Source organism: Klebsiella sp. WP3-W18-ESBL-02, assembly GCF_014168815.1.
Classification (GTDB): Bacteria; Pseudomonadota; Gammaproteobacteria; order Enterobacterales; family Enterobacteriaceae; genus Kluyvera; species Kluyvera ascorbata_B.
In genome coordinates this window covers 19,462-32,682 of sequence record NZ_AP021973.1, presented here as the reverse complement: position 1 = coordinate 32,682, position 13,221 = coordinate 19,462, and the positions used below count along the sequence as shown (strand labels likewise).

The window sequence follows — 13,221 nt, the reverse complement described above, 5'->3', positions numbered from 1 at the left end:
CCTGCCAGATATAATCGTTTCCCCGGGCCGGCAGGACGCTGCAGACCTGACGAACACGATGGCAAAATTACGATACCGTCAGTATACTAAATTATATTATATAAAAACACATAGTATGAGAAATCAGCAATGCTCATGAATGAAGACACAAAACGTCAGACAGATATGAAGAATGCGGCCCTGAGGGCAGCAGATGTCTTACGGGGACTGGCCAACAGCGACCGGTTGCTGTTGATGTGTCAGTTAAGCCTGGGGGAAGCGAATGTGGCCGGGCTGGAAGCGGCGGTCGGTATCACTCAGCCGACCCTGTCCCAGCAGCTGGGTGTAATGCGCCGCCTGAAGCTGGTCGAGACCCGACGGGCAGGTAAAATGGTATATTACCGTATTGAGGATAACCGTATCATGACGTTGTTAAATACCTTATATGATCTCTACTGCCCGCAGGCAGGCACCGGTAAAGGAAGCCATAACAACGAATAATATGATCCTGCTTTCCCCGTAAACCGTTTTATCCGTGCATCATTAACCCTGTTCAGGCTGTGAAATGCCAGACCGGAACCTGCGATACCTTAACGGGAAAACAACAGTGGTCCGGATATACCAGCCGATGATGCCCGTCACGGACAGTATTTCTCGTTCACGCATTCACTGATTAACCCACTGATTCAATGGTGTTTAATACTGTGACGGTCAGAAAAAACAGCCACAGGAACACGGATGATTCTGCACTGTCAGTAATAGCCTGTGGCTGACAAACCGTTTTTTCTGCTGCCACGGGGTGACATTATTCAAGCAGGCTACGCAACATCCAGGCAGTTTTCTCATGTAACTGGATACGTTGTGTAAGCAGATCTGCTGTGGCTTCATCATTCGCATTATTAACGAGCGGGAACAGGGAGCGTGCAGTTTTAACCACGGTCTCCTGGCCCTGGACAAGATTTTCAATCATGTTTTTTGCTGCCGGAATATCCTTATCTTCATTAACCGCTGTTAGACGTGAAAATTCATGATATGTGCCGGGCGCGAAGCATCCGAGCGAGCGTATACGTTCAGCGATATCATCAACGGCAGTGGCCAGCTCATTGTATTGATTTTCAAACATTAAATGTAAGCTGTTAAACATGGGGCCAGTTACATTCCAGTGATAGTAATGTGTTTTTATATACAGGATATAGGTGTCAGCAAGAAGCCGGGACAGGCCGTCTGCAATCTCCACCCGGGATGATTCAGCAATACCAATATCAATGATTTGTTTACTCATAACTACCTCTTACACGGTTTCAGTGGAATATACGATATGCGATTATTCTTTCCGGTCTGAGCAAAACACGCCTCAAATTTTTATAATAACCAGGTACACCTGTCGTCTGTCACACTAGCGATGCGCCAGAGCAATATCCTGCGACGGAACAATGAATTTCGCCGTGGCACGTGCCACTGTCTGCTGTCCTTTTGTCAGCCATGCTTCAAGCAGGTAAATCCCCCTGCGTTGCCCAAGCAGTCTGGCACATACCATCAGTTTGTCTCCGGTACAAACGGGTGAAATGAATCTTACCGTCAGTTCAGCCGTCAGGGCTTGCACACCCTGCATGAACAAACAATGAGTCATTGCTGCATCCAGCAGGGTACTCGTCATTCCGCCATGTAAAAGACCCGTATACCCCTGATGCCTGTGATTGGCCGTGTAGTCCGCACATACAGAGCCATCCGGGTGCTCTGAAAACATTAAGTTCACCGTATCAGGGTTGTTGTCGCGGGAACTACAGACCATACAACAGGTATGGGCCTTTCTGGCATCAAGATAACAATTCATCTGTTTCTGCTCAGCGTCCGGTTGTACTGACGGGAGGCATCCGGAATTCAGTCAGCTGAGGGGCTCCCCCGGCATCATTACTGCCTCCTCCACACATTCCGGCTCCTGGTTTATACACAATACGGGTCTGATAAAAATCACCGCCCGTGATGAAATAAACTCATGAATGGCAACAGCGCCCGTTTCCGTGATGATGCTGACGCCCACCCTGGCACGCATTTTCTGCTGTGTTCCCGTCAGAGTGACAGCATTTTTTCCCTTTCGCCTCATGATGAAAGGACTGGCGTCCCTGCTCCGGCTTATTCAGTTCAGTCAGAACACGGGTATCCGGATCACACAGTTCAGTGAACAAACGACGACCACAGTCAGTCTGGTACACCGCGATCTGATGCCCCAGTAATTTACCCAGCATCCGTTCCCCGATGTTACGGACCACAACGCGGCTGACTTGCTGTTGAACCAGCAGGTCAACCAGCTTCCGTTTACCTGAACAATCTGCGCCCAGCGCGGGATTTTCTGTCCGGCTGAGCTCCACACCGCGCTCATCCACCAGGACAAGGTGACTCGCTTTGGTAAAATGATTTGCTACCCGGTCGTCATTCACTGGAATGGCTGTGATCATCTTGTGTAACTCCTTCCCTTTCAGAGTGCATTATTAAGGCCTTGCCCTGAGTGAGACAGTCCACAACCTTAAAACGGGCTGCTTTCAGGACATTGGCCAGTGTCTGCCTTGAAACCCCCATTGCAACAGCCGCTTCCTGCTGTTGCATGCCCAGTAAATCGACCAGCCGTAACGCTTCAAACTCATCTTCTTTTAAATGAACATGTTCAAGCTGGCTCATCGGTCGCGCATTGGGCTTAAAACAGGTATCCGCAGGGCGGCCACAGATGTTACGGGGAATTCTGGGTCTTGGCATGAAGGCTCCTTATTGGCATATGCTATATATACACTCATAAACTGGCATATGCAATATACTCTGCTCACCGGTGGAGAATTTTTTGCTTTACCCTGGAGTCTGTAAGTGGGCAGCAGGTCATGAGAGATGAAGAGAAAGAAAACAGATACTGTATGAGACTCAATTTAAAGTGCTGCCATAAGGGGGTCGTCTCAGAAAACGGAATCTATGGTCACTCCCGTTTTTGCAACACCGATTTTGACGACAAGTTGGCTTGCTTGAATCTATCCGGCGTCTGAATGGGATTTTATTCCCGCGCCTCGATGAGTTCCGCGCCTGATGAACCTCCAGAAAATATACGGCTTCAATGAGCCTTTCCGTTTTACAGGTTCCTCAACAGGCCGGTGGGCCGTTAGTATCATCAATATCAGTATTCGCAAAACCAGATGAATGATTGTTTAAACTGGTGTATTTCTGCCTTTATGCTTCGTAAGTTTGCTGTCGCGCCGTCAGTGCCCAGGCTATTCTGGCCAGCTTGTTTGCCAGAGCACAGGTGACGACAAAGTTGCTTTTCCGACACAACAACTCCCTGACCCAGTCGGCCAACTTGCCAGACTGGTGTTCCAGTTTTTGTATGAATACCCTGGCACACTGAACCAACAAAGTTCGGATCTTTTTGTTGCCCCGCTTGCTAATCCCTAACAATGTCGTCCGACCTCCCGTGCTGTACTGTCGGGGTACCAGCCCTGTTGCCGCCGCAAAGTCACGGCTGCTGGCGTACTGCTTCCCGTCGCCAATCTCAGTTGAAATAGTACTGGCAGTCAGCGTTCCAACGCAGGGAATACTCAGCAAGCGCTGTCCAACCTCATCTTCGTCCAACTTTCGTTTCAACTGAGATTCCAGATCTTTAATCTGCTCAACAAGATAGTGATAATGCTGTTGTAATTTCAGCAGTAACTGGCTGAGATAAAGAGGCAAACTACTGTCCTCAAGAAGGGTACTCAGTCGACTAATAACGGCAGCACCTCGCGGAACGCTGATACCAAATTCCAGCAGAAAAGCATGCATCTGATTAGTTGTTTTCACCTTATCCTGAACCAGGGATTCACGGACACGATGCAGAGCTCGCATTGCCTGCTGAGATTCGGTTCTGGGCTGCACGAAACGCATAGATGGACGTGATGCTGCTTCACAGATAGCTTCAGCATCAACGAAGTCATTTTTGTTGCTTTTAACGAATGGGCGGACAAATTGCGGTGATATCAGCTTTGGAAAATGCCCTAACTCTGCCAGCTTGCGTGCCATAAAGTGAGAACCGCCACAGGCTTCCATCGCGATGGTTGTTGCCGGGCATGTCGCCAGAAATTCGATTAGCTTTGGTCGGGTGAATTTTTTACGGTAAACGGCCTTCCCACGATGATCCTGACAATGAATATGGAAAGAGTTCTTACCCAGATCGATACCAATAAGCGCAATGTTTTCCATGATGGTTCTCCGAATGAAAGCCTGTCCTCAGCATAGTACTGGGAAGGAGGGAGTGACCATCTCATTAAATAAAGCACGCTAAGCCGGTGGCAGCGGTCGCAATGGCCTGAACTTCCCCGCACCGACCTTGGCACTGCTGCGCCATAGGTAATCGCCGGTCAGGTTGATATGCTCCCACCCCAGCGGGGACAGATATTGCAGCAACGTGTCGTCCAGCGCCTTGCCGTGGGCACGCAAAGCACTGGTGGCACGCTCCAGATAGACCGTGTTCCACAACACGATGGCCGCCGTCACCAGATTGAGGCCGCTGGCCCGGTAGCGCTGCTGCTCAAAACTGCGGTCGCGGATTTCACCCAATCGGTAGAAGAAGACCGCCCTGGCCAGCGCGTTGCGCGCCTCGCCCTTATTCAGCCCCGCATGGACGCGGCGGCGCAGCTCCACGCTTTGCAGCCAATCCAGAATGAACAGCGTGCGCTCGATGCGCCCATACATCCGCACCTTGTCGTTGATCGCCTTGCCGGAAGCCTGGAACTGCTGTTGATGCTTGTTCTTGGCCGCATTGAACAGCTTGCCGATGATACGGTCGTGAAGGTCGATGATTTCATCAGTGACGGTGGCCATGCCCTCGATGGCCAGTGCTACCAAGGTGGCGTGACGCCGCTGCGACTCGAACTTGGCCAGGTCGGCGGGCGTCATCTGGCCGCCTTCGCGGGCGATCTTGAGCAAGCGGTTTTGGTGTACCTGCCGTTCGATGCCAGCAGGTAGGTCAAGCGCCTGCCAGGCTTTGAGGCGTTCGATGTGTTCAAGCATGTGGCGCGAGTTCGGCTTGGCGGGCGATTGGCGCAGCCACGCTAGCCACGTCATTTTGCTACCATCCTTGCGCTTGAGGAGTTCGTCCAGGCGCTGGCGATGGACAGGTATCAAGGAATCGGCCAATGCCGCATGGATGCTTCGGTTGGCACGGGTAATGGCCTCGGCGCTTGCGCGCTCGATGGCATTCATGGCGGGTAGGATGATGCTCTGCCGCCGCTGGTTTTCAACAAGGGTGCTGGCCAGCACAATGCCTTTGTCTGTTTGCAAGGCCAGTTCGGTCAATGTATGCACGGCTTGCCGGTAATGACTCATGGTGAAGGGCTTGAATCCAAACACCGTTTGCAGCTCGACCAAGTGCTCCCGCCGTGTCTGCTCGCGCTGGCCGTAATGGTTCCAGCTTTCCACCGGCACCTTGAGTTGTGCGGCCACCATGCGCAGCAGGGGCAGAAATGGAGGATCATCGACGCCCAAGAAGATGCCAGGGAATCGCAAGTAGCAAAGCTGCACGGCGAAGCCCAATCGATTCGCGGCGCCGCGACGCTGACGGATCACCGACAGGTCGGTTTCGTTGAACGTGTAGTGCCGTATCAGTTCGTCTTTGGCATCTGGCAGTGTCAGCAGACTTTCGCGCTCGGTGGCGGACAGGATTGAGCGGCGTGGCATGGTCAGTCTTCCCGCAGGTACTGGTACAAGGTTTCGCGGCTGATGCCGAAGTCACGGGCCACCAAGGTTTTCTGGTCGCCTGCCGCAACTCGCCGTTTCAACTCGGCAATTTGTTCGCTGTTCAGCGATTTCTTTCGTCCCCGGTAGGCCCCGCGCTGCTTAGCCAGCACGATTCCCTCGCGCTGACGTTCGCGGATCAGAGCGCGCTCGAACTCAGCAAAGGCTCCCATGACCGACAGCATCAGATTGGCCATCGGTGAGTCCTCGCCGGTGAACGTTAGCCCTTCTTTGACGAACTCCATGCGCACGCCCCGTTGTGTCAGCCCTTGGACGATGCGGCGCAGGTCATCAAGGTTGCGTGCCAACCTGTCCATGCTATGCACCACCACGGTGTCGCCCTCGCGGACGAAGGCCAGCAGCCTTTCAAGTTCGGGACGTTGTGTGTCCTTGCCTGAAGCCTTATCGGTGAATACCTTGCCGACTTCTATTTGTTCCAGTTGTCGATCAGGATTCTGGTCGAAGCTGCTGACGCGAACGTAGCCGATACGTTGACCTTGCAAGATGCCTCCAAAGGTAAAAATGTCAGGATGAAATCTATTACCCTTGGCTGAATGTATCAATAAATATAAATTAATACCCTACTCTGACGTTGTTTGTGCTCAACATCTGACATCAGGTTAGGGTATAGTCTTAACTGACACCACCTCCCAGGGCCTGATATAAAGCAACACTATCGACTAGGCGTTGTGCCTGGACCGCAACCATATTGATCCGGATTGACTGTGCCTGTTGCTGCGCGATGAGCAGTTGCAGGTAGCTGGCCGCGCCCAGCCGGTATTGCCGCTCGACCGACTGCAAGGAGGCCTGTGCAGCCATATCAGCGGCAGCGAGGGCAGTCAAAGTTTGTGCATCGCTTTCCACCGCGCGCAGGGTGTCGGCGACGTTACGCAAAGACTCCAATACGACGCTCTGGTAATTGGCTACGGCGGCATCAAAAGCGGCGAGCGCCGCTCTTTTTTCTGCGGGTAGCCCTGGATTAAAAAGAGGCTGGGTGAGCTGCGCAACCAGGCCCCACACTGCCGAGCCACCACCGAACAGGGCACCGGTGGTCAGCGCCTGAGAACCAAGGTTGGCGCTCAGGTTGATCTGTGGGTAGAGCTTGGCGACAGCCACACCATAGTCTGCATTGGCCGCATGCAACAGCGCCTCTGACGCCTGGATATCCGGTCGGCGGCGCACCAGTTCTGAGGGCACGACGAGCGGCATCTCGACGGGTAGAGTGAAATCGGCCAGAGTGAAGGCCGGGATGCCACCCGTGCCTGGGGCACGACCGGCTAGCACCGCCAGTAGATGTTCGGTTTGTTGCAGTTGTTTACGCAGCGCAGGCAGTTCTGCCCGCGTTTGCTCCGCCTGAGCTTGTAGGCTCAACGCTTCATCAGGTGAGGCCTGACCGATACGCACGCGTTCATGGGCTAGGCGCAGTTGCTCATCCTGCACGCGCAAAATGGCAGTAGTGGCTTCTAGTTGCGCGGCGAGGCGTGCTCGGGTAATGGCAGCGGTTGCTATGTTGCCGGCAAGGGCCAGGCGCGCAGCATTCAGTTCGAAGCGACGGTAGTCGGCGCGAGCAGCCAAGGCTTCGAGTGCGCGCCGGTTGCCGCCAGCCAGATCGAGGTTGTAATGCACGCCAACGCTGGCGTTGTAGAGGCTGAATTGACGTGCGTCTCCGCTCAACCCTTGGCTACTGGGACTCATTTGCTGGCGCTGAGATCCCAGTGCGACATCTACCTGTGGATATTGCGTCGAGCCCGCCTGTGCGGCAAGAAGCTCCTGCGCCTGTCGCAAATTGGCGCTGATGCTCGCCAGCGTCGGGCTGACATGGAAAGCTTCGTTTATCAGTCCGTCGAGTGCGGATGAACCCAAGCTTTGCCACCATTGCGTTTCGATCGGAAGCCCTTCGACTAGACGTTGTGTTTCGCCGAACTGCGTGGGAGCGGACACGGTTCTATCAGCTACCGGTGTTGCAGTGTAGCGAGCCACATCGGGTGCGGTGGGACGCTGAAAATCAGGGCCGGCGGCGCAGCCGGCCAGACCGGCGGTGACCAGACCAGCTACCAGGTAAGTTGCCGCAAGCCGTCTTTCGAGGCTGATGGGGCGCTGGCATGTTTTAGCGTGCTCCATAAAAATGCTCCACGAAAGGTTTACGGAAAGCTTGGTGGCAGCCCAAGCAGCTTTCCTGCACGTGGGCGAATGATTGGATCACCGCCTTGCCGTCGCTGCTCGCAGCAGCCAGCTTCATGGCCAGCGCCGCCTCGTGAGTCTGCGCGTCAAAGTTTCTGAACTTGGTCGCATCAGCGCCGAGGTAAGCAAGGATGCGCATTTTTTCAGTAAGCGGTGGCTCGGGGTGTGCAGCAACTTTTGGGGCGAGCTGAACGACCTGAACCCATTCCTCCTGCGAAATCGCACCGGTAATAGCCTGCATGTTGCGCCCGAGTTCCTGCATGATCTTGCGTAGCGCCAGTGGCTCAACCTGGGTAGCGTCACCAGCCCAAGCTGGCAACTGAAAACCCCATAAAAGCAGGCAGGCCGTAACGGTCAGGGTGATAGTTCCAAATGCGTGGCTGTGTTTGCGGTGGGTCATGAAATTCTCCTGTAATTCAATCGTTCTCTCATTCGAACTCCCGCCCTTCGCCAGCTTCCTCATGGGTCACGCCGTCGCGGATGTGGTAGATGCGCTTGAATGTGGGGATGATCTTTTCGTCATGGGTGACGACGATGATGGCGGTCTCGAACTTCCGGGCCATGTCGTTGAGGATGCGGATTACAGCCATGGCGCGCTCGGAATCCAGCGGCGCAGTGGGTTCATCGGCCAGGATCACCGGCGGACGATTGACCAGTCCGCGCGCGATGGCGACCCGTTGCTGCTCGCCACCGGAGAGTTGCGAGGGCATTGCGCGAGCTCGGTGTTGCACATCAAGCGCTGTGAGCAATTCCAGTGCCTTCGCGCGCGACTCTCCATTCGCGACGCCTGCAAGCATCGGCAGCAGCGCCACGTTGTCGGTGACATCGAGAAACGGAATCAGGTACGGCGCCTGGAAAACGAAACCAATCTTGTCACGCCGTAAGGCGCGCAGGTCGCGGACTTTCCAGCCATCGGCGTAGATCACTTCATCGCCCAGCGTCATGCGACCGGCGGTCGGTTCGATCACCGCACCCAGACACTTGAGCAGCGTGCTCTTGCCGGACCCGGAAGGGCCGATCAGTCCCACCACTTCACCAGGCGCAACATGCATATTCACGTCTCTCAAGGCAAAGACAGCGGTGTCACCATCGCCATACCGCTTGCTTAAACTTTCGATGTGTATCCCTTTGCCACTCATCTCAACCTCCAATGGCTTCGGCCGGATCGACCTTGAGTGCTATGCGAATGGCGACGAGGCTAGCTAGAACGCAGATCACGAGCACGGCAAAAAAACCGGCGACAGAATCCATTGGCGTGAGCAGGACATATTTTGGAAAAGCCGGTGCTGAAAAGGTGGCTGTGATCTTGCCGACCACGAAGCCAATCACGCCCAGGGCGAGCGCCTGCTGCATGATCATCGCGGCGATGGTTCGGTTGCGTGTGCCGATGAGCTTCAACACCGCGATCTCACGGATTTTGTCCATCGTCAGCGAATAGATGATGAAGGCAACGATGGCCGCGCTAACGATGGCCAGAATCACAAGGAACATGCCGATCTGCTTGGCCGAGGTGGCGATCAGCTTGCCGACGAGGATGTCTTCCATCTGTGCCCGGGTGTAGACCGTCAAACGCTTCCAGCGCTGGATGGATTCGGCAACCTCGTCCGGCGCATGACCAGGTTTCAGAGTGACCAGCACGGCATTGACGAACGCGTTGCTGCTCTGTGAAGCAATCACGGCATCCAGCAAACCTGGATCACCGGGTCGATTGAAGACCGGGTTGGCTTCGGTGCGACGCCGGCTTTGCCAGATGGCATCGTTGTCCTTGAGGAACTGGGCCTCCTGGGCATCTTTGAGCGGAATGAATACCATCGGGTCGCCGCTGGACGACACCATGCGCCGTGTCAGCCCCACGACGGTGTAATGATTGCGGCGAATGGCAAGACGATCTCCCAGTTTGAAGCCGGTGGCGATGTCGGCCACAGCCTCGTAGTGACCGCGCGTGATCTGGCGTCCAGCGACGAGATAAGGAGGCCATCCTGGTGTAGCCCCCAACGCACCGGGCGCGATGCCGACCACCATGGTGCGTACATCACTCTCGCCCTTGCGTACCTGCATGGTCAGGTAGGTCGCGTTCGCTGCCTGTGAGACTCCCGGCATGGCGAGAATGGCGCGATACACGTCATCGTTGAGGCTGGACGACTCCGCATAAGGACCCAGAGTATCCTTTTGCACCACCCAAAGGTCAGCGCCACTGTTGTCGAGCAACGCCTTGCCGTCGTCCACCATGCCTCGGTACACCCCAGCCATGACTAGGGTGACGCCGATCAGCAGACCCAGACCGATGCCGGTGAAGACGAATTTCCCCCAGGCATGGAGAATGTCGCGGCCGGCCAGGCTGATCATCGTGAAACTCCCGGGATATGCTCGACCACATGGATGCGGCTGCGCGCCGTCAGTGCCTTTTCGCTATAGGTCACAACCTGGTCCCCATTCTTGAGCCCTTCGCGCACCTGCACGTAACCATTGAGGTCGGAAGTGCCGAGCTTGACCGGGGAGAAATGCAGATCACCATCCACGATTTGCCAGACACCAACTTTATCGCCTTCACGCTGGACGGCAGCGTTGGGGATCAGTGGAGCGGCCGGGAGCGCCGGCAAGTCAACCGTGACTTCGGCCAGTTCACCCACTGGTGGCAAAGGTTCTGGTTTGTTATCGAATGTCACCTTGGCAAGCGTTTCCTCGGTTACCGCGTCGGCCTTGGGTTCCACCCGCAGCACGCGACCTTTCAAGGTCTGGCCACCACGCGAACGCAGGACGATATGAGCCGGCAGCCCCCCAGCCAGCCCCGATGCGCTGATCTGGTCGAAGCGCACATTGATCCACAAACTCTTGGGGTCGATCACTTCCACCACGGCCTGGCCCGCGACGATGGTCGTGCCGGGATCGGCATCGCGCACGGCGACTACACCGTCGACCGGCGCGATCAGGCGCAGATTGCTCCGCTGCGCGACGAGTGCTTCGCGGTCGGAGCGTGCCCGGGCAATATCTTCCCGAGCGGCGGATAGGGCGGCATCGGCGATCTGCAGTTCCTGCCGCTTGGTGGTGACGATTTCCTCGCTGGTCGAGCGCACCGCAAACAATTGCTCATAGCGGCGCGCCTGGGTTTGCGCGTAGGCTTGCCGGGCTTCTGCCTCGCGCAAAGCCGCTTCCGCCCGCTTGAATACAGACTCCTGTGAGCGCACCCGATCATCAAGGTCGACCGGCTCCATCTCGCCGAGCACCTGTCCGGCCTTGACCTGGTCGCCTACATGCACCTCCAGGCGTTTGACGCGCCCGGCAAACGTCGGCCCGATCTTGTAGGTGTAGCGCGCCTCCACCGTGCCGATGCCGAACAGCGCCGGTGTGATAGCCCGTGATTCCACACTTGCCACCGTCACAGCGACCGGGGCGAGCGGCCCTGATCGCAGACCGACATAAATAAAAAGCACCAGCAAAGGAATGATGACGGCAAGCAGTGCCAGGGTGCGGCCTTGCAAGGGTAACTTTTTCATTGCGCACTCCTTATGCCACGCCGATAAATTGCAAAGACGCGCGGCGCATCGCGGTGCATGCGTCCCACATCACCCGCCAACAGCGATTGCATGACCAAGCCCTGGATCGTGCCAATGAACAGCGTTGCCGCCGCCTCGTTGTCAAGCGAGGGAGACAACTCGCCGCTGGCCTTGCCTTTCTCGATGAGACGATGCAAACGTTCGCCGTAGCGCTGAATCAAGGTTTGCACCATGCGCTTGGCCGGTGTCGATTCGGCACGCTGAAGCTCACCAAACATCATTCTTGGCACGCCTGGGTGCTCAGCTACGAATTCGATATGACTCATGAACATCGCCTCCATGGCTGCCAAGGGCGACTCGATTCCTTGTGCGGATCGATCGATTCTGGCTAATAGGCGCTCTGCTACCCACTCCATGACCGCCTGCCAAATGGCTTCCTTGTTCGGGAAGTGCCGAAACAGCGCACCCTGGGTCAAGTTCATGTGTTTAGCGATAGCCGCAGTGGTTATCTCGCTTGGGTTTTGTGAACCGGCAAGCGCCACGACGGACTCGACAGTTACGGCACGACGTTCATCGGCCGGCAGATGCTTTGGATGGGTGTTCACGAGCACTCCTTGTAAGATAGTAATTGATTACTATCTTACCACAAGAGGCAACTCAAACAAGAGAAAACCCGACGTACTCGTCAATATCTAGAGTCTGCAATGGGCTTAACGTGCTTTATTTAATGAGATGGTCACTCCCTCCTTCCCGGTACTATGCTGAGGACAGGCTTTCATTCGGAGAACTATCATGGAAAACATTGCGCTCATTGGTATCGATCTGGGTAAAAACTCTTTCCATATTCATTGCCAGGATCGTCGCGGGAAGGCTGTTTACCGTAAAAAATTTACCCGGCCAAAGTTGATCGAATTTTTGGCGACATGCCCCGCTACAACCATCGCAATGGAAGCCTGTGGCGGTTCTCACTTTATGGCACGCAAGTTGGAAGAGTTGGGGCATTCCCCAAAGCTGATATCACCACAATTTGTCCGCCCGTTCGTTAAAAGCAATAAAAACGACTTTGTCGACGCCGAAGCTATTTGTGAAGCTGCATCGCGTCCGTCTATGCGTTTTGTGCAGCCCAGAACGGAATCTCAGCAGGCAATGCGGGCTCTGCATCGTGTCCGTGAATCCCTGGTTCAGGATAAGGTAAAAACAACCAATCAAATGCATGCTTTTCTGCTGGAATTTGGCATTAGCGTTCCCCGAGGAGCTGCCGTTATTAGCCGACTGAGTACCATTCTTGAGGATAATAGTTTGCCTCTTTACCTCAGCCAGTTATTGCTGAAATTACAACAGCATTATCACTATCTTGTTGAGCAGATTAAAGATTTGGAATCCCAGTTGAAACGAAAGTTGGACGAAGATGAGGTTGGACAGCGCTTGCTGAGCATTCCCTGCGTCGGAACACTGACAGCGAGTACTATTTCAACTGAGATTGGCGACGGGAAGCAGTACGCCAGCAGCCGTGACTTTGCGGCGGCAACAGGGCTTGTACCTCGGCAGTACAGCACGGGAGGTAGGACGACATTGCTGGGAATTAGTAAGCGAGGTAATAAAAAGATCCGAACTTTGTTGGTTCAATGTGCCAGGGTATTCATACAAAAACTGGAACACCAGTCTGGCAAATTGGCCGATTGGGTCAGGGATTTACTGTGCCGGAAAAGCAACTTTGTCGTCACTTGTGCTCTGGCAAACAAGCTGGCCAGAATAGCCTGGGCCCTAACGGCACGACAGCAAACTTATGTAGCATAACGGCAGAAATACACCGGTTTAA

At 54.9% G+C, this 13,221-nt stretch carries 15 protein-coding genes; 2 read left to right on the top strand and 13 right to left on the bottom strand.

Annotated features, from left to right (window positions below; all coding sequences use genetic code 11):
* Positions 1-129: 129 nt before the first annotated feature.
* Positions 130-480 (top strand): ArsR/SmtB family transcription factor, encoded by a 351-nt coding sequence (locus tag H7R56_RS24965; RefSeq protein WP_000928911.1) that lies wholly within the window; start codon positions 130-132, stop codon positions 478-480.
* Between the two features lie 304 nt (positions 481-784).
* Here the strand turns inward: H7R56_RS24965 and H7R56_RS24960 are convergent, their stop codons facing one another.
* The 13 genes from H7R56_RS24960 to H7R56_RS24900 form a co-directional block, all read right to left on the bottom strand.
* Positions 785-1,261 (bottom strand): Dps family protein, encoded by a 477-nt coding sequence (locus H7R56_RS24960; RefSeq protein ID WP_182928835.1) that lies wholly within the window; start codon positions 1,259-1,261, stop codon positions 785-787.
* A gap of 114 nt (positions 1,262-1,375) precedes the next feature.
* Complete coding sequence (locus tag H7R56_RS24955) at positions 1,376-1,813, bottom strand: PaaI family thioesterase (protein WP_016241611.1); 438 nt, start codon at positions 1,811-1,813, stop codon at positions 1,376-1,378.
* A gap of 160 nt (positions 1,814-1,973) precedes the next feature.
* Positions 1,974-2,435 (bottom strand): NifB/NifX family molybdenum-iron cluster-binding protein, encoded by a 462-nt coding sequence (locus tag H7R56_RS24950; protein WP_000626969.1) that lies wholly within the window; start codon positions 2,433-2,435, stop codon positions 1,974-1,976.
* Entirely contained in the window at positions 2,410-2,730 is a 321-nt protein-coding gene (locus H7R56_RS24945; RefSeq protein ID WP_001137910.1) for a DUF134 domain-containing protein, read from the bottom strand. Before H7R56_RS24945 ends, H7R56_RS24950 begins: the two co-directional genes overlap by 26 nt.
* A 459-nt stretch (positions 2,731-3,189) precedes the next feature.
* Positions 3,190-4,194 (bottom strand): IS110-like element IS5075 family transposase, encoded by a 1,005-nt coding sequence (locus tag H7R56_RS24940; RefSeq protein ID WP_000427614.1) that lies wholly within the window; start codon positions 4,192-4,194, stop codon positions 3,190-3,192.
* 78 nt (positions 4,195-4,272) lie between these two features.
* Positions 4,273-5,670 (bottom strand): DUF4158 domain-containing protein, encoded by a 1,398-nt coding sequence (locus H7R56_RS24935; protein ID WP_045269836.1) that lies wholly within the window; start codon positions 5,668-5,670, stop codon positions 4,273-4,275.
* Positions 5,671-5,672: 2 nt separating this feature from the next.
* Positions 5,673-6,230, bottom strand: a complete 558-nt coding sequence (locus tag H7R56_RS24930) for a recombinase family protein (RefSeq protein ID WP_001162010.1) — start codon at positions 6,228-6,230, stop codon at positions 5,673-5,675.
* Between the two features lie 130 nt (positions 6,231-6,360).
* On the bottom strand, positions 6,361-7,848 hold the full coding sequence (locus H7R56_RS24925; protein WP_048242289.1) for an efflux transporter outer membrane subunit: 1,488 nt from the start codon (positions 7,846-7,848) through the stop codon (positions 6,361-6,363).
* Positions 7,835-8,308: a cytochrome c gene (locus H7R56_RS24920; RefSeq protein WP_003056106.1), complete on the bottom strand. Its 474-nt coding sequence runs from the start codon at positions 8,306-8,308 to the stop codon at positions 7,835-7,837. The genes H7R56_RS24925 and H7R56_RS24920 overlap by 14 nt, the downstream gene beginning before the upstream one ends.
* A 28-nt stretch (positions 8,309-8,336) precedes the next feature.
* Positions 8,337-9,047, bottom strand: a complete 711-nt coding sequence (locus H7R56_RS24915) for an ABC transporter ATP-binding protein (protein ID WP_004393997.1) — start codon at positions 9,045-9,047, stop codon at positions 8,337-8,339.
* A 1-nt stretch (position 9,048) separates the two neighbouring features.
* Complete coding sequence (locus tag H7R56_RS24910) at positions 9,049-10,254, bottom strand: ABC transporter permease (RefSeq protein WP_022652303.1); 1,206 nt, start codon at positions 10,252-10,254, stop codon at positions 9,049-9,051.
* Positions 10,251-11,402, bottom strand: coding sequence for an efflux RND transporter periplasmic adaptor subunit (locus H7R56_RS24905; protein WP_016236501.1), 1,152 nt, complete (start codon positions 11,400-11,402; stop codon positions 10,251-10,253). The genes H7R56_RS24910 and H7R56_RS24905 overlap by 4 nt, the downstream gene beginning before the upstream one ends.
* Positions 11,399-12,007 (bottom strand): TetR/AcrR family transcriptional regulator, encoded by a 609-nt coding sequence (locus H7R56_RS24900; protein ID WP_061873717.1) that lies wholly within the window; start codon positions 12,005-12,007, stop codon positions 11,399-11,401. The genes H7R56_RS24905 and H7R56_RS24900 overlap by 4 nt, the downstream gene beginning before the upstream one ends.
* A gap of 187 nt (positions 12,008-12,194) precedes the next feature.
* Between H7R56_RS24900 and H7R56_RS24895 the strand changes: the two genes are divergently transcribed.
* Positions 12,195-13,199, top strand: a complete 1,005-nt coding sequence (locus tag H7R56_RS24895) for an IS110-like element IS4321 family transposase (RefSeq protein WP_000427623.1) — start codon at positions 12,195-12,197, stop codon at positions 13,197-13,199.
* The last annotated feature ends 22 nt before the right edge of the window (positions 13,200-13,221 follow it).